Below are 20,645 nucleotides of genomic sequence, written 5' to 3'. Positions count from 1 at the left end.
AGGAAACGGCGGGTGCCCTCCTTGTAGGGCAGGCGCCCCCACCGCGAAACCCCTAGTCCAGATCCTCACCGTTGGTCGCGATGACCTTCTTGTACCAGTCGAAGCTCTTCTTCCTGGAGCGCGCGAGGGTGCCGTTGCCGGCATCGTCGCGGTCGACGTAGATAAAGCCGTAGCGCTTGGACATCTCGCCCGTACCGGCGCTCACCAGGTCGATGGGACCCCAGGTGGTGTAGCCGAGCAGGTCAATACCGTCCTCGGTCACCGCATCGCGCATGACCTCGATGTGCTGGCGCAGGTAGTCGATGCGGTAATCGTCGTTGATGGAGCCGTCCTCCTCGACCACATCGCGCGCGCCCAGACCGTTCTCCACCACGAACAGCGGCTTTTGATAGCGGTCGTAAAGGTCATTGAGCGTGATGCGGAAGCCGAGCGGGTCGATGGCCCAGCCCCACTGGCTCTCCTTGAGGTAGGGGTTCTTGGCGCCCGCGAAGGCGTTGCCCTCGGTCTTGGCGGCGTCGGAGCCCTCGCCGGCAGCGCAGCGCGTGGAGTAGTAGCTGAAGGAGATGAAGTCCACCGTGTTCTCAGCCAGGATCTGCTTGTCCTCCTCGGTCATCCCGACGTCGATCCCCTCGCGCTCGAGCTTCTTGAGTGCATACGCCGGATAGTAACCGCGACTCTGCACGTCCACGAAGAAATAGTTGTCCTGGTTCTCGAGCTGAGCGGCGCGCACGTCCTCCGGGCGGCAGCTGTAAGGGTAGTAACTGCCGGCGGCGAGCATGCAACCGATCTTGACCTCGGGGTCGATGTCGTGCGCGATCTTGGTTGCCCAAGCGCTCGCAACGAGCTCGTTGTGTGCGACGAGGTACTCGACGGCCTCCTTGTCCTCGCCCTCCTCAAAGACCAGGCCGGCGCCCATAAACGGCAGGTGCAGGATCATGTTGATCTCGTTGAAGGTGAGCCAGTACTTCACCAGGCCCTTGTAACGGGTGAAGAGCACCGTGGCGAGGTTCTTGTAGAAGTCGATGAGCTTGCGGTTGCGCCAGCCACCATACTCCTTGATGAGGTGAATGGGGCAGTCGAAGTGCGTGATGGTGACGAGCGGCTCGATGCCGTACTTCCGGCACTCGCGAAACACGTCCTCGTAGAAGGCGAGGCCGGCCTCGTTGGGCTCGGACTCGTCGCCGTTGGGGAAAATGCGCGTCCAAGCGAGGCTCATGCGAAAGGTCTTGAAGCCCATCTCGGCAAAGAGGGCGATGTCCTCCTTGTAGTGATGATAAAAGTCGATGCCGCTCTGCGCGGGGTAGTAGTAGCCGTCCTCAAAGTCGAGCATCTTGCGCACGCCGGCGCCCACGGCGAAGCGCTCGGGGCCGTGCGGCATCACGTCGACGTTGGCCAAGCCGCGCCCGTCGACGTTATACGCGCCCTCGCACTGGTTTGCGGCGGTGGCGCCGCCCCACAGGAAGTCATCGCGAAAACCCATTGTGCATCCCTTCTCGTCTGCCGCCGACGCTTGAGCCCTCTGCGTGCACGTCGGCAGGTCCTCGCGTTCAGTATGCAAGGCGCGGGCATGAGCCACAATGGATTTGCGGCATCCTGATACTTCTTTTCTTATGCAAATCGCCAACGCCACCAGAGCGTTGATACGTCCTGATACCTTTTGTGTTCGATGCGGGTGCTATTTTGTCGCAAGCTCGCCGACTAGGGCTCGCACCAAAGATGCGCTGTCGATCGTTGGCCTGCGACAACGCCGGAATCGCCGTAGGCACTCGGGCCGTGTAGTTGGATGCCAGCACAAACCGTTGATGACCGGGCACAAACGAAAGAACGAAGGCGAGCATCCTTACTCGGAGTCGGCCAACCCCTCGAAGGCGACCAACCCCTACTCGAAATAATGCATCTTGTTGGTGGGGAACCCGATGGTCACGGCAAAGAACTCGCCGGCACGAGAGTCCGCCCGCACGGTCAGACCCATCTTGTCGCACAGACGTTTGACCAGGTAGAGGCCAATGCCCGTCGCCCTCTTGCCCGTGCGGCCGTTGTCCCCGGTAAACCCGCGGTCAAACACGCGCGGCAGGTCCGACTCGCTCACGCCGCAACCGTTGTCGTGCACCTCAAGCTCGATACGCTCGCTGGAACGGCCCTCGTCGATCAAGCGGCTGGTGAACACGATCTCCGCGCCCTCGCCTTGCGCGTACTTGGCGCTGTTTTGGATGAGCTGCCCCAAAATGAACGTCATCCACTTCTCGTCGGTAAACACCGTATGGTCGAGCCCCACGCGAAACGGCGACACGTGCGCGCCCATGAGCACGCGCGCGTTGGCACGGACCGCATCGCCCACGAGCTTTTGCAGCCCGTAGGCGCGAATCAGATAGTCGCGGTCGAGCGACTCAGAGCGCGCGAAGAACAGCGCTTGCTCGATATAGCCCTCAACGCGGTCAAGCTCCTCGCCCAGCGCCTCGGTCTTGCCCAAAAGCCGCTCGCCCGTCTCATCGGCGGGCACCGCCTCCATGAGGTTCTCGAGCATGAGATGGGCCGCCGCGAGGGGCGACTTCGCCTCGTGCACCCAGGTCTCGACGTACTCGCGGTAATCCTGCGCCTGGCGGCGATACTCCGACACGTCGTCGTTTGCCGCCTTGGAAACGGTCCGCAGGGCATCGTAGGCGAGTCGACCCTCAAGGTAATCGGGGCCGTCGACCATCTCGGTAATCCACAAGGGGTGCTCGATGTCGTCGATACACGCGGCGAGGTCAGCATAGAAGGAGCGCTTGCGCTGATAATCGAGAAGCACGCCGGCAACCGCGGCGCCCACGATGATCACGCACAGTATCACCGCCACGCCCGCGCTCGCGCCTCCCACAAGGGCGATGAACGCGCACAAAATCGCGCCGAGGCACGGCAGTGCCAAATGGGGCCACGACGAGGTGATGAATTGCGACAGCTTCATAATGCCCCCTTACACCGAGTACCCGCGGCCTCGGTGCGTGGTGAGATACCCCGTCACGCCGATCTTTTCAAGCGTGGCGCGCAGACGGTTGATGTTGACGGTGAGCGTGTTGTCATCCACGAACGCATCGGAGTCCCACAGGTCGCGCATGATGGCCTCGCGGCTCACGATGGTCCCCGCCTTGCCGATGAGCAGCGAGAGGATGCGCATCTCGTTTTTGGTGAGCTCGATGGAGCGGCCGGTCTCGACCGCCGTCGCCGTGGAACGCGAGAGGTCGAGGGCCACGCCGTTGTGCTCGAGCGCGCGACCGGCGTCCTGGGAGCCCTGGGTACGGCGCAGCAGCGCCTGCACGCGCGCCACGAGCACGCGCGCGCTGTACGGCTTGGAAACGAAGTCGTCGGCCCCCATGGTCATGCTCATGACCTCGTCGACCTCGGTCACCCGCGAAGTGAGCACGATCACGGGGATGTCGGACTGTTGGCGCAGCTCGCGGCAGATGAGCTGGCCGTCGGTGCCGGGCAGCGTGAGGTCGAGCAGCACGAGGTCGGGGCGCGCGGCGAGGATGTCCTCGACCACATGGTCGAACGTCAGGCAATATGACGCCTCATAGCCCTGGCGCTCCAGAACCTCGATGACCTCGTTGCGAATCGGGGCGTCGTCCTCGACCACGAATATGCGCGCCATCCCGCGACCTTCCTCTCTGCCGTCCGTGCTCCCGCCGTCCTTGCTTTCGCCGTCCGTGCTCCCGCCGCCCTTGCCTGCGCCGTCCGCTCTTCAGCCGTCCTTGCCTTCGCCGTCCGCGTTTCCACCGCCCGTGCTCCCGGCGACCTTGGGCGCGGGCGCAATTTGCACCGCGCCCGGTCGGGCGACGTGTGCCGTCCCCACATTATGCCCCGCCGCGCTATACGTCAGAGCCGACACGACACGGAGCTTGCAGCAATGTAAGGGACGCGACGCGCATCAAAGCGACAAAAGCAACAGCCTAAGCGAAGAGCCTGGCGACACCTTGCGACAGGAAACAAGCCAGATCGACGGTAGATGCTTGCGACAAAGAGCGGGACAACACTTCCCCACCGGGAACGGCAGCTGCCTCAACAGGGGCACCGACCGACTCGGCGGCGCAACGCATCAAGGCGAACAACCCAGCTGCCTAGGCGAAAAGCTTGGCGACGCCCTGAGACAGGAACTGGGCCGACTCGGCAGCGCGCCCGGCGGCACCGGACTCCACGACCACGCCGTGCTCGTCGGAAACCAAGAACACCACGGCGCCACCATCAAGACCCGCGATGAACTCCTCGACCGGCCCTGCGCCCGCAAGCGCACGCTCGACCGCGCGCCCGCGCGTTGACGCCAGCTGCTCCACCAGCGTGGCGGCACCACACAGAGGCTCGCCCTCGCGCGCGGCGAGCAGCACTCGGCCGTCCGCCGTCACCGCGCCGAGCAGCTCGGGCGCCACGGCCGCGACCGCCTCCTCAGCACGCGCCGCGGCAGCACGAGACACGAGCGCCGCACGCGAACAATCGGCCAGCGGCTCATACGGGCCCACGCTCATGAGCGCATCGCCGTTGACGTCGATCACCAGCATGAGCACGCCGTTCGGGTCGTCGTACTCGCCCGCCGCCAGCGACCACTCCACGTGCTGCTTGGCCCACGAGAGCATGTTGGCGGTGAGCGGTGCCCCGTTCACCACGCGATGCGACAGGGCACGAATGTGCCGGTTGAGCAGAGGAACCCCGCGGCGCGCCATGCGCCAGCGGCACACGAGCGCGGGCTCGGCGAGGGTGAACTTCTCCAGCCCACGCTCCTGCTCGGCGCAAAACGCCTCGTACGCGGCGCATTCCTCCGCCGAATTGAAAAACGAATCTAGCTCGCTCACGGCAAATCCTTCCATATGATGCGAAAAAGAAGCAGGCCCACCTGGGGCGGACCCGCTTATGCAAATGTTGCCCTCAGGGGGCGCACGCCACAACACAAACTTTCGGTATTGGGAAGCAGTTCCCTCAACTCCAGAGTTGCCAGCCCAAAACGCCAATAAAACCCCAGATAAAAAGTTGCAACAACAGCGGTCTACTCGACGATCGCCGGAATAGCTTCCCAATACCGATAGTTTGTTCGCGCACTTCGTTCGCGCACCGACCGAAACCACGAGGGGGCGCTCATGCCCCCATGCACAACAGGCATCCGCCCCTCTATCGCAAACAGGCGCGCGCATATGTGCGCGCGCCTGTCGCAGCCTATATCAAATGCCTAGTGGCGGAAATGGCGCGTGCCGGTAAACAGCATCGCGATGCCGTGCTCGTTGCAGGCGGCGATGGACTCCTCGTCGCGCACGGAGCCGCCGGGCTGGATGATGGCCGTCACGCCGTGGGCAGCCAGCGTGTCCACGTTATCGCGGAACGGAAAGAACGCGTCAGAGGCGCAGGCGTAGCCACCCTTTTCCTTGCCCAGGCGCTCGCACACCTCGTCCGCGCGCTCGCAGGCCAGCAGCGCGGAATCCACGCGGTTGGGCTGGCCGGGGCCCATGCCAATGCCCATCTCGTCCTTGGCGAGCAGGATCGCGTTGGACTTGACGGTCTTGCAGACCTTCCAGGCGAACATGAGGTCGCGCATCTCGGCATCCGTGGGCTTGCGGTCGGTGGGACAGGTGAAGGTCTCGGGATCCTCGTCCACCGTGTCGACGCACTGGACGAGCATGCCGCCGTCAACGGTGCGCATCTCGAGCTTGGCGTGGCCCTCGGCGCCGCCGGTGGCAAGAACGCGCAGGTTGGGGCGCTTGGCCAGGCGCTCAAGAGCCTCGGGCGTGAAGGACGGGGCGATGAGGACCTCGACGAAGAGCTTGTCGCGGTCGGCGAAGTGCTCGACGAGCGACAACGGGACCTCGCGGTTGACGGCGACGATACCGCCGAAGGCGCTCTTGGGATCGCACGCGAAGGCACGGTCATAGGCCTCGGTCACGTCGGCGGCAACGGCGGAGCCGCAGGGGTTCTGGTGCTTGAGGATGATGACGCCCGGCTCCTCAAGGTCGCGCACGGCGTTCCAAGCGGCCTCGGCGTCGAGGAAGTTGTTGTACGACAGCGGCTTGCCCTGCAGCTGCTCGGCACCAACGAGCGGGGCGGAGGAGGAGGCGAGGCCGGCGAAGTCGTCGGCGAAGCGGTACACGGCGGCCGTCTGGTGCGGGTTCTCGCCGTAACGCAGGTCCTGGGCCTTCTCGAGCTTGAGGGAGAACGCCGCAGGCGGCTCGAACTGCTCGGCAGCGGACGGAGCGGCAACCGTGCCGCCCTCGAGCTGGGCCATCATCCAGTCGGAGATCGCCGTGTCGTAGGCCGCGGTGGTGGCGTAGACCTTCGCCTGCAGGGCGCGGCGCAGGCCGAGCGTGGTGGCGCCGTCGTTGGCGCGCATCTCGGCGAGGACGGCCTCGTAGTCGGCGGGGTCGCTCACCACGGTCACCGCATCGGCGTTCTTGGCGGCGGAGCGCAGCATGGAGGGGCCGCCGATGTCGATGTGCTCGATGGCGTCGATGAAGGTGACGTCGGGCTTGGCCACGGTCTTCTCGAACTCGTAGAGGTTCACCACGACCATGTCGATCATGCCGATGCCGTGCTCAGCGGCCTCGGCCATGTGCTGCTCGGAGTCGCGACGGGCCAAAAGGCCACCGTGGACCTTGGGGTGCAGGGTCTTGACGCGGCCGTCCATCATCTCGGGAAAGCCCGTGTACTCCTCGATGGGCACCACGGGAACGCCGGCCTCGACCAGCACCTTCGCCGTACCACCGGTGGAGATGACCTCAACGCCGAACTCGTCTGCCAGCGCCTTCGCGAACTCGACCACGCCGGTCTTGTCCGTCACCGAGATCAGTGCGCGCGAAACCTTTCCCAGGTCTGCCATGTGCCCTCCTTCGCACAGGAGACGCGCCGCGAAAACCCGCCCGCGCGTCCGTATCTAAGACGAGTCTACTGTACCGCAGGCCGCACGCGCCCACGCGGCTCAAGCGGCGCGTTTTGAAGAACTTGCCGAGAAACCATGGGGGTTGCGCGAAAAATGTGGGGTGTTGCGCCAGTTCCATGAACGCACCACAACACGCACCCACCACGGTGGTAGAAACGAGGAGGACGACAGGAGGACGCATGGTCTCGCGCGTAACGTATAGACCTTTTGACGAGGATGACTTCGAGGACATCGCCACCATCCTTCAGGAAGCGTGGCACACCGAGGTCCCCTCGCCCGAGTACGGCTATCTTGAAGCGTGCAACGACCTGTCCTATTCCCTCTCCATCTCGTCGTTTTCCCAGGTTGCGCTTGTCGACGGCGTCCCGCGCGGCATTGTGCTCGCGCGCCCCGAGGCCAACCGCGTGCAGCAGAGCAAGCGCTGGTTCACCATATCGGAAGGCTATTTCCGCCGCATGCGCGAGCTCGAGCCCGAGGCCGCCGCATCGTACTGGCGAAGCGTCGAGCTCATGGGCACCAAGAACGACAATCTACTCAAAGCGACCCCCTACAGCACCGGGGCGAACGAGATCACGCTACTCGCGGTGAGTGAATCAGCGCGCGGCATGGGCATTGGCAGCGTGCTCATCGACGCGGCGACAACCTACCTTGCCGAAGCAGGAGCCAGTCGCGCGTTCCTCTACACCGACACCGACTGCACCTGGCAGTTCTACGAGAATCACGGCTTTAAGCGAGCCAGCACGTACCGCAGCACGCGCGAGGAGCGCCGCCTGCTCCCTCGCGAACTGTACGTCTACGGGCTGGATCTGAGCGCGTAGCGCGCGACGGGCCGCTGCGGGGCTGCGATTTTCTTCGAAGCGCATCCGGCTTGCCCGAAAAACGGCGATTGTGTAACGAAAAACTCGACGGGTGAAGTAGAGCGCCTATTGTGGCATCGTTTCCGCAGGTCGCGTTGAGCCGAAAGGTCAAGTCCATTTTTGTGTGTAAATTCGCAACCGCCGCTTTCTCCTATGCCGCGAGCCTCAGCTGGCGCTGCTCGCGCGCGATGACCTCCAGGCGCGGGACCACGCCCTGCAGCTCCTTCACGGCCGGCGAGTAGAACAGCCTGCGACCGGCCGCCCAGCGCTCGCCCTCCTCGATGAGCACGGCCCCGATCAGCCTCGCTATCGAGTCCGCGTTCGGGAACACCTTGACCACCGACGACCTCCTCTTCACCTCCCCGTTCAGCCTCTCGAGGTGGTTCGACGTCCGCACGACCCGCCGCAGCGCCTCGGGCAGCTCCATCACCGTCATCGCGTCGTCGAACCCGGCGTCGAGCCGCTCGACCGCCCTGGGCGCGGCCCCGGCGTAGTCGGCCGCGATCTCGTCGCGCCTGCGACGCGCCTCCGCCATGGTCTTCGCGTTGAACATCTCCGCGAGCTCGCCGCGCAGCCCGACCCTCAGGCGCTTCGGCGCGGCGTCGACGACGTTGCGGGCGAAGTGGGCCTGGCAGCGCTGCCAGGGCACCTCGGGGAACACGGACTGCAGCGCGGCGACGAGCCCCTCGTGCGCGTCGGTGGTCGCGAGCCGGACCCCCGACAGGCCGCGGCGGCGCAGCCCGGCGAGGAACCGCGTCCAGCTCTCGGTCGTCTCGGCGTCCGCGACCTCGAAGCCGAGCACCTCCTTGCGGCCGTCCGGCGTGAACCCGATGGCCACGAGCAGCGCCTTCGCCACGACCCTGTGGCCCTCGCGGCACTTGATGTAGGTGGCGTCCGCCATGAGGAACGGGTGGTCTCCCTCGATGGGCCGCGCGAGGAACTCCCCGACGATCGCGTCGAGGTCGCGGCACGCCTCGGAGACGCACTGCTTCGAGAAGCTCTTCCCGCAGATGGTCTCCATGACCCTGCCGACCTTGGCGGTGGAGACGCCGGAGACGACCATCTCGGCCATGGTCGTGACCAGCGCGGCCTCGCTGCGGCTGTAGTTGTCGAAGACGAGCGTCCTGAACGGCGCGTTCCGGTGCCTCGGGACCGTCAGCTCGATCGTGCCGACGCGCGTCGCCAGGGGCCTCTCCCTCGTGCCGTTGCGCACGTCGGTGCGCGCCTCGGCCCTCTCGTAGCGGGCCGCCCCGAGCTGCTCGTCGGACTCCGCGAGCAGCACCGCGTTCAGGGACTTCTGCAGCAGGGCCGCGAACGCGCCGCCGGTGTCGCCGGCGAGAAGGGAGAGGATCTCGTCCTGGTCTAGTGTAAGATTGATTCGAGCCATGCTCGTCCTCCAAGTAATCGTTGTGGTTTGGCGATTGCAAGTTTACTTGGTCGGCGGGCCTCTGGCTCGCCTTTGCTATTTACACCACTTTACGGACGCGACCAGCCGAAAACCGTCTCTACTCGGACATGCGCGTTTTTCGTTACACAATCGCCTCATTTGCGACACGCAAACTCGAATCTCGCCCAAAACGGAGTGAATTGGCGCACGCAGACCCAAGAATGGCAGTACGCCCGGGCATGAGGCAGCGAGGCGGGCAGGGCGCCCGCCCTGCCCGCCTTCATCGAGCACTATAATTGGTCGCGTCCGCACAGCGCGTGCGGGGCCTGCCGCCCATGTCGCGCATCCTCGGTGTAAACAACCTACTGGCACACAACCCCCAGCGTGCGGTTCCCAACAATTGAATCCCGAGATACGACGCTGGGGGAGCATCCAAGCGGTCGGCACCCCAGATTCGAGTACGCGCAAAGACGCAACGTACCGGCGCGCACAAGCCTTTGAGGCGCCTGAAGGTGGCACGCCGCGGCCCATCTCCTCGATCGTGACCGGCGCACACAAACCTTTTGACGCGCCCGAAGGTGTTGGCGGGCGAGAACTTTGCTGTCATCGAGCCGGCGCGCACAAACCTTCGGGCGCGCCTGAAGGCGGGATGACGGGGCCGCCTGGCTAGAAGGTGCCGCCGCCTCCGCCGCCCACTCCCCCGCCGCCTCCGCCGGAGAAGCCACCGCCAAAACCGCCGCCCGAGCTGTCGGAACTCGACGAAAGCTCGTGTATCGTGGCTTGGTACGCCTCGTGCATCTCGCTCATGGGCGAGTGCAGCGTCCCGTGATGGTAGAACCACCAGTAGCTGGGGAAATAATACCCGCCGCTCTCGTCCACACGGCGATCCTCGGGAACCGCGTCGGCAAGTCGGCGCAGCACCTCCTCGCTCACGCCAAACGCCACAGCGAGGACGAGCATCCTGTTCCACAGAATCAAATCGTCGGGAACAGCCTCATCGAGATTGGTGAAGTCCTCGAGCCAACGCTTGAGCCCGTTGCAGCGCGCGAGCAACTCGACCGTCTCGCTCGAATAATACTTCGCCGTTGCCGCAAGGACAGCGGCGGCGATGGTCAGCCCCATGCCCGCCAGGACAAACGGCAAGTTCACCGCATCGGTATACACAATGAAGAAAATCGCCGCGAACATAAGAACGATACCGGCGCCGCCCACCGCGGCCTTAAACGCCGTCGGCACAAGATTGACCAGGTTGCGACGCTCGAGTTCGGCGGTCACCTGGCCCTTGAACGCATCAAGGCGCTCCCCGGCGTCCTCAAGGTATTTGAACGCACCGAACTTCATCTCCTCGCCGTTTTGGGCATCGGGACCAAAATACATATCGACGACGGCCATGTCGACGGGATCCTCGATGCGCTCGCGCGCGATGAGTCTCAGCGAATACTCCTCGACGGCCTTTTCTCCCAAGCCCAAGAAACGGTCCTCGGTGCGAGATTCGTGCACGATTTTGACCACGCGATCGTCCGTGAGCTTCATGAGCGAGGCGATAAAGGCGCAGTCTTCCACCGCCCCTCCGTGCATCAGCGCCGAGAGCACGGCCGGATGGTCGTCTGAGGGTACATCGCGAAAGTAGGTCTCATCAACAACGGGCTTGGGGCTTGTATACCGAGCCCTGCGCAGCCACACCGTGACCACAAGCAGCATTGCGGGGAGCACCGTGAGGGCGACCGTCCCCACCGTGGCGACGATGCGGGCGCGGGCGCGCTCGGCGTTGGCCTCCTCCGCCCACTGGGCCTCCTGGGCAAGGATCGTGTCGAGACGCGCCTCGCCAGAAGAAGCAAGACCCGGCACCCAATCCGCCGGGAACGCCACGCGGACCTCGGCGAACTGCCCCGCGTGCACCGTGGGCACCATAAGCGTCACAACGGGATCGGCCGCATCGGACGCGTCTAGCAGCACGCTGCCGTCAAGCGGCCCGTGGCCCCAGGCGCGAAAGTTCGCATCCTTGGCCTCGGTGTTTGCCAACGGACCAAGTTCGGCGCCGGCAAACGTCACGCTCAGATGGACGTTCTCGGCGTCCTCCTCCCAGTCAGGGCCGATGAACTGCCAGTACAACTCCGCGGTATCGGGCCACGCCATGACCGCGCCCTGGATCATATACGAGACCCACACGGTCACCTCGTCGCCGTCGACGCGCGGAATGAACACCTTAAGCTTCAGCGCCGTGCCCTCATCTTCAACCGTGTAAACATGCTGGTCGCCCGGCTGCGCATCCTCGACCTCCGTCATCGGACGGGCATCTGCGAGGGCCTCTTGCGCACCGTCGGCCGATCCGTCGACCGCGCCGTCGGCCGATCCGTCGACCGCGCCGTCGCGTTCACTCACGCTCAAAACCGTCACCGACGACGAATCTCCCTGCTCGTTTTGGGCGAACGGGATGCTCCAATACACGCCGTTGACCGTATCCTCAAAGGAAAACGTGCGTGCCTCGGTCACGAACAGGTCGCCGTTCTCCATCACCCGCGCCTCGATATCCACGCGTGGGAGCGCATACGTGTCGGCACTGGCCGCAGCGGGCACGGCAAAGAGCGCAAGCGCCAGCGCGCACATTGCGAAAACCACGCTACTCTTGTTCTTGGTTTGGGCACGAGGAACGGACGCGCATACGGATGTCAAACGGGCATGAACGCCGACAATAGCGCGCGCCCAAAGCCGGCGGCACGCGCCGATTGACCCAAACCGGGGGCAGAAACGAGGACGGAAACGGCAACGGGAACGTGCAGACATGGAGTGCACCTTTCTCGAATGAAACGTGCGTCCATTGTACCCGTGCGGAGCCGCCGCCATGCCCGTGCGCCGTCCGGCTCGGCCTACAAATGCACCCAGCGGTATACTCGAACCTGGCATGCGCATGCCAGGTTCGAGCAAAGGAGTGCATATGGCTATGAACGAAAACGTCGCAAAGGTGCTTGAGGAGCAGATCAACAAGGAACTGTTCTCCGCGTATCTTTACCTCACGTTTGCCGACTACTACGAGGAGCGCGGCCTCAAGGGCTTTGCCAACTGGTACGAAATCCAGGTGAAAGAGGAAGTCGACCACGCCATGGCCATCCGCCGCTACCTGCTCGACAACGACTACAAGCCCACGATGCTCGCCATCGAAAAGCCCAGCATGCGTTTTGAGAACGACCTCGATCCGCTCAAGGCGGGCCTCGCCCACGAGGAGTACGTCACGAGCCTGATTCACCACTGCTACGAGGTGGCGCAGGAGGCGCATGACATCCGCGCGCTGCAGATGCTCGACTACTTTGTGAAAGAGCAGGGAGAAGAAGAGTCGAACGCGCGCGACATGGTCAACAACATGAAGCTCTTTGGCTGCGATCCCAAGGGCCTCTACGACCTGGATCGCGAGTACCAGGGTCGCGTATACACGCAGATGACGGCGCTGCCCCTGTAATCGAACGTGAGCCCCGCCTCGAGCGATCGGCTCAAAATGCCCCTTCGCCGCATCGGTTTGAATGCGGTAGCTGATTTTCTTGAACAGCCATCTCTCACTCCAATCGAGTGAAGATACGGAAAACAGAAAACTCCCCCTGAGCTGCGATAACTCAGAAGGCGCATCATTCACACTGGCGGAGAGCTGGGGATTCGCCGGGCGCAATGCGCCCTCTTTTCGCTGCGGCGCATACGCGCCTTGCGCGCTGCGCTGGAAAACGCTTCCGCGTTTCCGCAGCTCCGCGCCCCTAACGGGGTTCGAATCTATGCTGCGGCAACAAAAAAGCGAGCCTTGCGGGGCTCGCTTCTTAATTCACACTGGCGGAGAGCTGGGGATTCGAACCCCTGCGTCACAGCGCGTCTACCTGCGCAAACGGTGATTTCGTTCGCACTATTTCGCATTCGCGCCATCGCCGGTGGCCCGTTCGCACCCGTCCATCTCGTCCACCGCGGCCTTGAGGTCGTCCAGCTTCTGGCGCACATAGTAGCGCATCGTGGTCTTGATGTCCGCGTGCCCCATGATGCGCGACAGCTTCGAGGCCTCCATGCCCTCGTTCACGCAAGCCGTGGCGAAGCTGTGGCGCAGGCTCGCCATCGTCACGCGCGGCAGCGGTGTCCCGTCCGGGTACGTCCCCGCCGTCATCCTGCGCATGCGCTCCCCCGCCGTCACGGGGTTCAGCAGCCCGCCGCCCGGCCCCGCCACCACGGGGCCCTCGCCCGGCCCCCACGCCCTCATGCGCTCCGCTGCGTAGGCCCGCAGCGGGATCGTGCGGAAGGCGTTCCTGTTCTTCGGGTCGGTCTCGTGCGCCCCGCCCGCGCCCACGGTGTAGGTCGAGCGCACGGTGAGCTCGCGGCGATCGAGGTCCACGTCCCCCCACCGCAGGGCGAGCACCTCGCCCTTGCGCAGCCCCTCGCACAGGCCGAGGACGCAGATGCGCTCCTCGGCGGAGCCCGGGCGGGCCTCCCGCAGGAAGTCGAGCAGGCGGCGGTGCTCGGCGAGCGTGGTGAGCCACACGCCGCCGCGCTCGGGGTCGGTCTCGCCGTCGCCGGGGTACGTGTATCGGAACGACGCGGGGTTCACGGGCAGCATGCCCATCTCGACCGCGCAGCCCAGCACCGAGGACAGCGTCTCGCGGGCGTTCGTCGCGGTCTTGCGCGTCGGGCAGTTCGACACCATGCGCTGGATGTTGAGCTTGTTGATCTGGTCGAGCTCCATGTTGCCCAGCGCGGGCAGGATGCGGCGGCGCAGGTCGCGCTCGTAGCCCTGCCGCGTGTTCGCCCGCAGGCCCGCCTTCTGGGGCCAGTACACCTCGTCCACGAACTCAGCCAGCGTGATGCGCGCCGTGGCGCGCCCGCGCAGGCGCTCCTTCTCCATGAGCAGGCGGCTCTCCGCCTTCTTGGCCTTCGCCTTGGTGGGGTGGCACTCGGTGCGCCTGTCGCGCCTCCCGTCCCAGCGCACGCCCACCACCACGTCGGCCTGCCACATCCCGTTCTTCAGCTGCCGCACGGCCATGATGTACAATCACCTTGCCTTCCGTTCATTCGGTTGGTGTTGATTCACGGCCTCGCGCAGGGTTGCCGCCCGTATGCGCGGGGCCTATTGCTTTTACTTCGACCATCCCTCGGAAACAACCGAGTAAGTCGCGCTCAAACGTTTCAGGCACATGCATGTCACCAAGATGAAATTGAGCAGGAAGAAGATGGCCAAACCGTAGGCGGCCCTCTGCGCCGCCCAGCAGGACGCGAGCGCGTCCCCTGCGATCATCAGCAGCACCGAGGCGAAGCCCGCAACGGTCGCCCACATTATGTCGTGAAACGTCTCGTCAACCAGCGTCGTCTCCCTCTTGGTCGGCTTCGGGTCGACCTGGGACCTCATCTGCATCCTCAGCTCGAACAGCATCACCGCCACGCCGCAGAGAAGGCCGGAGATGATCGACACCCCGGAAATCACGTTCCCGGAAATTCGGGCGATGGCCTCCGGCTCAAGCGGCCAGAAAACAGCGGCCAGCGCCAGCGCACCCGGCACGACCAGCTGGACGAAGACGTCGCGCACCATCGGCTTCCCCGTGCGGTAGCTGCGCAGCGTGCCGAGATACTTCCCCGCAATTCCAAACAATCCGATCTTGCCCATGACGACCTCCTATTCGTGGCGTATCGTCATCTGAGCCTATCCATGGTGTCTTCCGCACGGATACAGGCCTCGACGCACCTTTCCGCGAACTCCTCGTCCGAAGGAGGCTCCTCCCCGGATTCGTTGAGAACCTCCCTGATGGGGACCGCGAGCTCCTTCCCCATGCAATACTTCCTGCTCCTTCCGTCTTTCTGGCGCAGGGTCACGAACAGGTCCTCGTCTCCGTCGTAATCGACCGCGACCCCCATGTACTCCGCAACCGCACGCCTGTCCTTAAGGAAGCCCCCGAACAACGCGAGCGGCATCAACAGCCCGCGCTTGTGCCCGACCCTGTGCGTGATGAGCCCTGAGTTGACAACGGTCCCGCTGCTCACGTCGTCGGGCTTCCCGTATCTCCTGAGCTCGATCTCTTCGATGCCCTTGAAACCGTCGAGCGCCTCGACCTCGTGGATCTGCTCGTACTTCATCGTCACGCCGAGGCCGCCGCCGTTGACGTACCGTTTAAACAGCGTCAAGGGAGCGGTGACTCCTCCCCCGTTCGGGACGGACTCGACGCACGCTATCGCGTATCCGAGACCCGGCGTCCTGCGGAGCAACAGGCGGCATTCGACCATTCCGGCCATGCTCTCCCCGTACTCGATTCCGCTATCCTCGAGAATCGTCGTATCCAAGACGGAGACCCTCAGTCCCGCCCTGCCGGACGAGAATTTAGCGAAGGCACAATCACCGCTTAAAGCGCACGACCCGAACCTGATGAAACGCTCGTCATTCCCGACCTGAGCCGGCGCCGCCGATTTCGCGCAAAAGCTGTCGAGCAGATCAAGCACGTCCTTTCCGCCCAGGTCCGCCGGGTCGACAATCGCATCAGCATCGCCCCTTGAGTTGAAGGTGAGCTTGTAGACCGATAAGGACCTTGCCACATATATCCCTGCCATATCCCTACTCCATCTCCTTCGATGCCTGCCACTTCTGACGGACAACTCGATTTGTCCGTCAGAAGTGGTGTCCTATCGGAGCTTGACGCCCTCGGTGATCTCCAGAAGCTCCGTGAACTCCAGCACCGCTGGCATACTTCCGCGGTGAGGCCTATTCTTCCGCAGCAGGAGGAAGGACGACCCCGCTAAGCGACCTGATAGTCGGATTCTCCCTCAGCGCGTCAAGCTGTTGGGAGGCCATTTCCCTCAGGTAGACAACCCTCTCCTCTCTGGAATGCCCCTCCTTGATGAGCTGCGCGTTCATGCTCTCAAGGTTTGCGAGCACAATGAGCTGGTGTAGCGTCGCGCCGTCCCTGACGTTCCCCTTTTCAGCAGGATTGGCATCGCGCCACTGTCTTGCCGTCATTCCGAACAGAGCGACGTTCAGTACATCGGCCTCATTGGCATAGACGAACTGTTTCGCCTTGCCCCTGGCAAGCGGTTCCAGGTGCTCCTTCACGGCATCGGTGTGAATGCGATAGTTGATCTTCGTGAACAGCCGCTTCTCATTCCAGTCGAGCGACAAACGGCTGTTCTCGTCGCTCTTCAGACGTTGATAGTCCTGGATCACATAGAGCTTGAACTCCGGGGACACCCACGACGCGAATTCGAAGGCGATGTCGACGTGAGCGAACGTTCCGCTGCCGTACCTGCCCCTCTTGCTCTTTATCCCGATAGCTCCAGTCGATCGTATCCACTTGGTCGGGGACATGGTGAAAGCGTTGCGGCCAGACTCCGCCCTAAAGAGGTCGAATTCGACCTCTTTAAAATCGGGGTTGTGAAGACGCTCCCAAACGCCGAGAAACTCAATGGTCTCCCTGCTTCGCATCCAGTTCTTCACGACGTCGCCGGGTTCATCGCTACGATATCTTGCGATATCCGTCAGCGAGATATAGTCGTCTCGGTCTCCTGTTGACGAGACCGATATATCGACCCCGAGCGCAGTTATCTTCCCACTTATCTCCTTCGGCGGCATTTCAGACTCCTTTCTCCGTCCATATCCCCTACTCCATCTCCCTCGGCGCCTGCCACCAGACGACCGTCCCCACGACGCGCACGGGTCCGTCCTCGGGCCCGAACACCATGTCCTCCTGCTCGCTATGGCTGTCCGCGGTGAGCATCAGCGTGCTGCTCCCGCGGTACCAGCGGCGCATCACGGCCTGGTACGAATCGGTCTCGACCACCGCGATGGAGCCGTTGCCGGGCTCGCGGTCGGGGTCCACCAGCACGTGGCTGCCCTCGGGTATGACGCGGTCCATGCAGTCGCCCTCGACCTCCAGCGCGAAGGCGCGCGGGTGCCCGGAGAGCACGGAGGAGGGCACCTCGACGCGGTGCGAGACCTCCTCCTCGTCGGTCAGCGCGCCCGCGTGCACGCGCCCGATCGCGAGCAGCGGCACGGTCGCGGAGGAGGCGGCCACGGGCATGGCGCCGGAGGGCAGGCCCTCGGAATCCTCAGCAAGCATGTCGGCAGATGTAACTCCAAATACGCCAGCAAGTTTCTGCACCATCCCCATTCGAGGCGATGACCAACCGGTCTCCCATTGCGTGATCGTGGAGCGAGCCACATCGAGCTTTTCCGCAAGTTCCACCTGGGTCATACCAGCCTGTTTTCTCAGGCGCTTGATGTTCTGAGAGATGCCCATATGATCCTCCTTGTTTAACCTAACAAACATTTTAGTTATTTTTTCTTGACATTGATAGGTTTGATTAGTTAACATTCAGATGTCGAAAGGAGGAGCATGAAGACGCTAAAAGAAGTGAGAGAAGCCAAGGGTGTTAAGCAGCTCGCAGTTGCCAACTACCTTGGCATTTCCCGTCAGACTTATGCAGCTTACGAGCAGAATCAAGATCAGATGAGCATTGAGCAGGCTCGTGCCGTTTGCAAGTTTCTTGGCTGCAAGGTTGCGGATATTTTTTTGCCGCAAGAGGTTTGTTAAACAAACATTTTAGAAAGGAGGAACCCATGAAGCAGGAGCTGCCAGCCGGATCCAAGGGCGTCGTCAGCGAGCCGACCGTGTACGACGTCATCGAGTCGTACAAGAGCCTCAGGCGCAACTACGAGGCGCTCGACTTCAGGCTCGACCACCTGACCAAGGAGGTCATCAGCCTCAAGCGCCGCGAGGGCGTGCCGAGGTGGCCGTTCTTCGTCGGCCTCGCCACGCCCATCGTGCTCACGGCAGCATGGAAATTGCTGCATCTACTGCTCGGCTGAGGACCGCGCCGATGGCCATCATGACCAGGTCGCGGACGAGCCTCGCCGCCGACTCGACCCTTTCCGGGTCGCCGATGAACGGGTGGACCTTCTTCCACTCCCGCTTGTCGCGCTCGAGCCGGTTCCAGGAAGCGACCTTCCGCACCACGGCGAGCCCGACGAACGACGCCTTGTAGTTGACCTGGTAGAAGCGCCCGTCCCCGTCCGGGATCCGGTGCATGCCGTCCCGCACAAGTCCGAGCGACTCCAGCTGGTCGAACCTCTCGAGATCGTACGGGTTCTCGAGATTGTTGGTAAGCCAGCCGTCGCCGCCGTTCTCGACATCGTCGACGGAGTAGACGAGGTAGCCCATCTGGAACACGTCGAGCTCCGGCACGCCGAGCGCCTCAGCCACTTCGAGAGGCACATCGCAGACGGCGTCGTAGGTCTCCGGCTCGCTCACCGGCATCTTCGGGATCAATCCCACTTCAATCACCTCCCCTCACGGGGAGCCTAGCACAGCACCTTGAGAACCGAATACCCCGAATGGTGACAGCGGGTGCTCAAAAGGTTGGTCAAGAAGACCACCCCCTTTCGTGGGAGCACCGGCGCAAGCATAGCGCAGCGGGCTCGCCGCTGTCACCACTCGGGGAGATTCGGTTCACATGAAGGAGGAACACATGGCGAAGGACAAGCCCGCATCGGGCATCCCGCCCGGCAGTTGGCCCGTGCCCCTGGGCCTGCCGCTCTACGTGACCGTGGAGCAGGCCGCCAAGCTCGCGGGCATTGGGCGCGACCGGATGTACGAGTACGTGAACAGCCGCGCCGACCCCATCCCGCAGATGCGGGTGGGCAGGGCCAAGACGCTCATAAGGACGTCGGCCATTCCAGATTACCTGAGGAGAAGGGAGACGGCGTGATGGAGGCCGTCATCAAGAGGAAGGCGGGGCGCGTCGCGGCCGGCAAGCATCGCACGCGCCCTGTAGAGGTCCATATGCGGACCGTGCCCATCTTAACAGAGGGGCAGCGCGAGCGCGCGCGGGAGGCCGTCGCGGGCGCCGCGATCGTCGGGTGCGTGGTGCTCACCGGACTCGTCGAGGGCTCGACATGGCCGATGTGAGCGAAGCGCCAAGCAAAAGCGGAAGCAAAACGCCAAGCAAAAGCGGAAGCAAAGCGGCAAGCAAACGTGCAAGCAAAAGCGGAAGCAAACAGGCAAGCAAACGACCAAGCGAAGGGGGAAGCGAAATGGATAGCGAACTGAAAAGCAAAACCGAAAGCAAAGCGCCAAGCGATATATATTCCTCTTCCTCTTCCTCTTCCTCTTCCTCATTCCTGATTCCCGATTCCTCAGGGGTGACGTACTCCGGGGAGGAGGTGGCCCGCGCCGCCCAGATCGTGGCCAAGGCCTGCCACTGGGTGCGCCGCAACCCGGGGAAGTGGGAATCGCTCAAGGCGATCTGCCGCCGCCTGGCGCTCGAGGGCGAGCTCGTCCAGCGCGGCAGCATCTACGAGCGGGCCCGCCAGTACGGCCTGGACGTGCGCCTGTGCTCGCAGTTCAGGCGCGACCACAACCTCTGGAGCGTCCTCACCCGCTTCATGGCCATGGAGCGCCCGTCCCTGCTCTCCGCCATCAGCTTCCGCGTCACGCCCGTCGACGCCGTGGACCTCGCGGCCTACTGGCGCGACATCGTCGGCCCCGACGAGTTCGTGGCGTCCTCGCTCGAGGAGGCCCGCGGGATCTGGGACGTGCAGAGGGGCGCGCGATGAGGGCGGGCATGGTCATCGAGGGCCGCTTCCCCTCGCTCAACGACTACGTGGACGCCGAGCGGGCCAACCGCAACGTCGGCGCCAAGATGAAGCGCCGCGAGACGGCGCGCGCCGAGGCCGCGGCCATCGCGCAGGGCCTGCCGCGCTTCGCCGGGCCCGTGGCCGTGCGCTTCCTGTGGGTGGAGCCCAACCGCCGCCGCGACCTCGACAACGTGGCCTTCGCCAAGAAGTTCGTCCTAGACGGCCTCGTGGCCGCGGGCGTGCTCGAGAACGACGGCCAGCGCCACGTGGTGGCCCTCCAGGACTCCTTCGAGGTCGACCCCGCCAACCCGCGCGTGATGGTGGAGGTGATGGACGTTGACCCGCGCCGATAGCGGGAGGCGCCACAAGTGGTGGCGCGAGTCCGAGCTCGCCTACATCCGCGAGCGCGCGGGGAAGGTCCCAGCCCGCGAGATCCGCAAGGCGCTGCGCGTGAGCCGCGAGCAGCTGAAGGGGGCGGTCCGGTGGATGCGCGCCCGCGGCGAGGACGTCGACCTCAGGTGCTTCCGCCCCAAGACCCTCGTGTGCCCCTCGTGCGGCATGGCGCGCGCCCTGTTCGGCTCGGAGGGCGTCTGCGAGCCGTGCAGGCTCGCCCGAAGGCTCGCGGACACCGAGGCGGAGATCGCGGGGCTGCTGCCGCTGCTCTCCGCGGCCGACCGGGCGACCTACGAGCGCACGGAGGCCAAGCGCGAGACGCGCTGCGACCCCATGCCCGCGAGCCCGAGGACGGCCGGCATGACCGCCTACGAGCGGGCGAGAGCCGAGGAGCGCCACGACATCGCCATGGAGCGGTGGCAGGCGGCGAGGCTCAAGCGCCTGCTCAAGGCCGCCCAGAAGAGAAAGGAGCGCGTGTCGAAAAAAGTACGCGGATCCCGATAAGTTTTCCCCTTTTCATCGAAACCCCAGCTAGGAGGATAT

The 20,645-nt window shown here is 64.0% G+C and carries 22 protein-coding genes; 9 read left to right on the top strand and 13 right to left on the bottom strand.

Annotation, left to right across the window (positions count from 1 at the left end; translation table 11 throughout):
- Window positions 1-52: 52 nt before the first annotated feature.
- The 5 genes from LK434_RS10470 to purH form a co-directional block, all read right to left on the bottom strand.
- Window positions 53-1,480, bottom strand: a complete 1,428-nt coding sequence (locus LK434_RS10470) for a 6-phospho-beta-glucosidase (RefSeq protein WP_006720806.1) — start codon at window positions 1,478-1,480, stop codon at window positions 53-55.
- A gap of 399 nt (window positions 1,481-1,879) precedes the next feature.
- Window positions 1,880-2,944 (bottom strand): sensor histidine kinase, encoded by a 1,065-nt coding sequence (locus LK434_RS10465; RefSeq protein ID WP_006720804.1) that lies wholly within the window; start codon window positions 2,942-2,944, stop codon window positions 1,880-1,882.
- 9 nt (window positions 2,945-2,953) lie between these two features.
- Window positions 2,954-3,628, bottom strand: a complete 675-nt coding sequence (locus tag LK434_RS10460; RefSeq protein ID WP_006720803.1) for a response regulator transcription factor — start codon at window positions 3,626-3,628, stop codon at window positions 2,954-2,956.
- Between the two features lie 466 nt (window positions 3,629-4,094).
- Window positions 4,095-4,820, bottom strand: coding sequence for a hypothetical protein (locus LK434_RS10455; RefSeq protein WP_227917759.1), 726 nt, complete (start codon window positions 4,818-4,820; stop codon window positions 4,095-4,097).
- A 371-nt stretch (window positions 4,821-5,191) separates the two neighbouring features.
- Window positions 5,192-6,829 carry a bifunctional phosphoribosylaminoimidazolecarboxamide formyltransferase/IMP cyclohydrolase gene (purH, locus tag LK434_RS10450; protein ID WP_006720800.1) on the bottom strand — a complete coding sequence of 546 codons (1,638 nt, stop codon included), beginning with the start codon at window positions 6,827-6,829 and terminating at the stop codon, window positions 5,192-5,194.
- A gap of 239 nt (window positions 6,830-7,068) precedes the next feature.
- Here purH and LK434_RS10445 point away from each other — a divergent pair, with 239 nt between their 5' ends.
- A complete protein-coding gene (locus tag LK434_RS10445; RefSeq protein ID WP_006720799.1) occupies window positions 7,069-7,707 on the top strand; it encodes a GNAT family N-acetyltransferase in 639 nt (212 codons plus the stop codon).
- A 190-nt stretch (window positions 7,708-7,897) separates the two neighbouring features.
- On the opposite strand, the gene LK434_RS10440 is transcribed toward LK434_RS10445, so the two are convergent.
- Together LK434_RS10440 and LK434_RS10435 are read right to left on the bottom strand one after the other, a co-directional pair.
- The gene (locus LK434_RS10440; RefSeq protein ID WP_006722195.1) at window positions 7,898-9,133 is read right to left on the bottom strand and encodes an IS256 family transposase; all 1,236 of its coding nucleotides are present in this window, start codon (window positions 9,131-9,133) and stop codon (window positions 7,898-7,900) included.
- A 666-nt stretch (window positions 9,134-9,799) separates the two neighbouring features.
- Complete coding sequence (locus tag LK434_RS10435; RefSeq protein WP_227917758.1) at window positions 9,800-11,752, bottom strand: DUF2207 domain-containing protein; 1,953 nt, start codon at window positions 11,750-11,752, stop codon at window positions 9,800-9,802.
- Window positions 11,753-12,068: 316 nt separating this feature from the next.
- Here LK434_RS10435 and LK434_RS10430 point away from each other — a divergent pair, with 316 nt between their 5' ends.
- Window positions 12,069-12,587: a ferritin gene (locus tag LK434_RS10430; protein WP_006720795.1), complete on the top strand. Its 519-nt coding sequence runs from the start codon at window positions 12,069-12,071 to the stop codon at window positions 12,585-12,587.
- 429 nt (window positions 12,588-13,016) lie between these two features.
- Here LK434_RS10430 and LK434_RS10425 read toward each other — a convergent pair whose 3' ends face one another.
- The 5 genes from LK434_RS10425 to LK434_RS10405 form a co-directional block, all read right to left on the bottom strand.
- Window positions 13,017-14,138, bottom strand: a complete 1,122-nt coding sequence (locus LK434_RS10425; RefSeq protein ID WP_006720794.1) for a tyrosine-type recombinase/integrase — start codon at window positions 14,136-14,138, stop codon at window positions 13,017-13,019.
- A gap of 93 nt (window positions 14,139-14,231) precedes the next feature.
- Window positions 14,232-14,756 carry a hypothetical protein gene (locus tag LK434_RS10420; RefSeq protein WP_006720793.1) on the bottom strand — a complete coding sequence of 175 codons (525 nt, stop codon included), beginning with the start codon at window positions 14,754-14,756 and terminating at the stop codon, window positions 14,232-14,234.
- Window positions 14,757-14,782: 26 nt separating this feature from the next.
- On the bottom strand, window positions 14,783-15,691 hold the full coding sequence (locus tag LK434_RS10415; protein WP_006720792.1) for a hypothetical protein: 909 nt from the start codon (window positions 15,689-15,691) through the stop codon (window positions 14,783-14,785).
- A gap of 151 nt (window positions 15,692-15,842) precedes the next feature.
- Window positions 15,843-16,706 (bottom strand): KilA-N domain-containing protein, encoded by an 864-nt coding sequence (locus LK434_RS10410; protein WP_006720791.1) that lies wholly within the window; start codon window positions 16,704-16,706, stop codon window positions 15,843-15,845.
- A gap of 28 nt (window positions 16,707-16,734) precedes the next feature.
- Window positions 16,735-17,373, bottom strand: coding sequence for a LexA family protein (locus LK434_RS10405; RefSeq protein WP_040360927.1), 639 nt, complete (start codon window positions 17,371-17,373; stop codon window positions 16,735-16,737).
- A 96-nt stretch (window positions 17,374-17,469) separates the two neighbouring features.
- Between LK434_RS10405 and LK434_RS10400 the strand changes: the two genes are divergently transcribed.
- Together LK434_RS10400 and LK434_RS10395 are read left to right on the top strand one after the other, a co-directional pair.
- Window positions 17,470-17,667 carry a helix-turn-helix transcriptional regulator gene (locus LK434_RS10400; protein WP_006720789.1) on the top strand — a complete coding sequence of 66 codons (198 nt, stop codon included), beginning with the start codon at window positions 17,470-17,472 and terminating at the stop codon, window positions 17,665-17,667.
- A gap of 26 nt (window positions 17,668-17,693) precedes the next feature.
- Entirely contained in the window at window positions 17,694-17,942 is a 249-nt protein-coding gene (locus LK434_RS10395) for a hypothetical protein (RefSeq protein ID WP_040360925.1), read from the top strand.
- Here LK434_RS10395 and LK434_RS10390 read toward each other — a convergent pair.
- A complete protein-coding gene (locus LK434_RS10390; protein WP_040360923.1) occupies window positions 17,902-18,408 on the bottom strand; it encodes a hypothetical protein in 507 nt (168 codons plus the stop codon). The genes LK434_RS10395 and LK434_RS10390 overlap by 41 nt on opposite strands.
- Before the next feature lie 193 nt (window positions 18,409-18,601).
- Here LK434_RS10390 and LK434_RS10385 point away from each other — a divergent pair, with 193 nt between their 5' ends.
- The 5 genes from LK434_RS10385 to LK434_RS10365 all read left to right on the top strand — a co-directional run bounded on the left by LK434_RS10385 (window position 18,602) and on the right by LK434_RS10365 (window position 20,606).
- Window positions 18,602-18,841, top strand: coding sequence for a helix-turn-helix domain-containing protein (locus LK434_RS10385; protein ID WP_040360920.1), 240 nt, complete (start codon window positions 18,602-18,604; stop codon window positions 18,839-18,841).
- On the top strand, window positions 18,841-19,041 hold the full coding sequence (locus LK434_RS10380) for a hypothetical protein (protein WP_006720785.1): 201 nt from the start codon (window positions 18,841-18,843) through the stop codon (window positions 19,039-19,041). Before LK434_RS10385 ends, LK434_RS10380 begins: the two co-directional genes overlap by 1 nt.
- Window positions 19,042-19,295: 254 nt before the next feature.
- Window positions 19,296-19,688 carry a hypothetical protein gene (locus LK434_RS10375; RefSeq protein WP_040360917.1) on the top strand — a complete coding sequence of 131 codons (393 nt, stop codon included), beginning with the start codon at window positions 19,296-19,298 and terminating at the stop codon, window positions 19,686-19,688.
- The gene (locus LK434_RS10370) at window positions 19,685-20,062 is read left to right on the top strand and encodes a RusA family crossover junction endodeoxyribonuclease (protein ID WP_227917757.1); all 378 of its coding nucleotides are present in this window, start codon (window positions 19,685-19,687) and stop codon (window positions 20,060-20,062) included. The genes LK434_RS10375 and LK434_RS10370 overlap by 4 nt, the downstream gene beginning before the upstream one ends.
- Entirely contained in the window at window positions 20,046-20,606 is a 561-nt protein-coding gene (locus LK434_RS10365) for a hypothetical protein (RefSeq protein WP_006722157.1), read from the top strand. The genes LK434_RS10370 and LK434_RS10365 overlap by 17 nt, the downstream gene beginning before the upstream one ends.
- Window positions 20,607-20,645 lie beyond the last annotated feature (39 nt).

Origin of the sequence: Collinsella stercoris DSM 13279 (assembly GCF_020735465.1) — a bacterium.
Classification (GTDB): domain Bacteria; phylum Actinomycetota; class Coriobacteriia; order Coriobacteriales; family Coriobacteriaceae; genus Collinsella; species Collinsella stercoris.
This window is presented reverse-complemented; position numbering and strand designations above follow the sequence as displayed.

Bases quoted from the DNA above. Each gene is read 5' to 3' on its own strand.
- LK434_RS10445 (WP_006720799.1), top strand. From the start codon at position 7,069: ATGGTCTCGCGCGTAACGTATAGACCTTTTGACGAGGATGACTTCGAG.
- LK434_RS10380 (WP_006720785.1), top strand. From the start codon at position 18,841: ATGGAGGCCGTCATCAAGAGGAAGGCGGGGCGCGTCGCGGCCGGCAAG.
- LK434_RS10470 (WP_006720806.1), bottom strand. From the start codon at position 1,480: ATGGGTTTTCGCGATGACTTCCTGTGGGGCGGCGCCACCGCCGCAAAC.
- LK434_RS10410 (WP_006720791.1), bottom strand. From the start codon at position 16,706: ATGCCGCCGAAGGAGATAAGTGGGAAGATAACTGCGCTCGGGGTCGAT.
- LK434_RS10385 (WP_040360920.1), top strand. From the start codon at position 18,602: ATGGCGAAGGACAAGCCCGCATCGGGCATCCCGCCCGGCAGTTGGCCC.
- LK434_RS10400 (WP_006720789.1), top strand. From the start codon at position 17,470: ATGAAGACGCTAAAAGAAGTGAGAGAAGCCAAGGGTGTTAAGCAGCTC.
- LK434_RS10420 (WP_006720793.1), bottom strand. From the start codon at position 14,756: ATGGGCAAGATCGGATTGTTTGGAATTGCGGGGAAGTATCTCGGCACG.
- LK434_RS10465 (WP_006720804.1), bottom strand. From the start codon at position 2,944: ATGAAGCTGTCGCAATTCATCACCTCGTCGTGGCCCCATTTGGCACTG.
- purH (WP_006720800.1), bottom strand. From the start codon at position 6,829: ATGGCAGACCTGGGAAAGGTTTCGCGCGCACTGATCTCGGTGACGGAC.
- LK434_RS10430 (WP_006720795.1), top strand. From the start codon at position 12,069: ATGGCTATGAACGAAAACGTCGCAAAGGTGCTTGAGGAGCAGATCAAC.
- LK434_RS10425 (WP_006720794.1), bottom strand. From the start codon at position 14,138: ATGGCCGTGCGGCAGCTGAAGAACGGGATGTGGCAGGCCGACGTGGTG.
- LK434_RS10405 (WP_040360927.1), bottom strand. From the start codon at position 17,373: ATGGGCATCTCTCAGAACATCAAGCGCCTGAGAAAACAGGCTGGTATG.
- LK434_RS10460 (WP_006720803.1), bottom strand. From the start codon at position 3,628: ATGGCGCGCATATTCGTGGTCGAGGACGACGCCCCGATTCGCAACGAG.
- LK434_RS10440 (WP_006722195.1), bottom strand. From the start codon at position 9,133: ATGGCTCGAATCAATCTTACACTAGACCAGGACGAGATCCTCTCCCTT.
- LK434_RS10415 (WP_006720792.1), bottom strand. From the start codon at position 15,691: ATGGCAGGGATATATGTGGCAAGGTCCTTATCGGTCTACAAGCTCACC.
- LK434_RS10395 (WP_040360925.1), top strand. From the start codon at position 17,694: ATGAAGCAGGAGCTGCCAGCCGGATCCAAGGGCGTCGTCAGCGAGCCG.
- LK434_RS10370 (WP_227917757.1), top strand. From the start codon at position 19,685: ATGAGGGCGGGCATGGTCATCGAGGGCCGCTTCCCCTCGCTCAACGAC.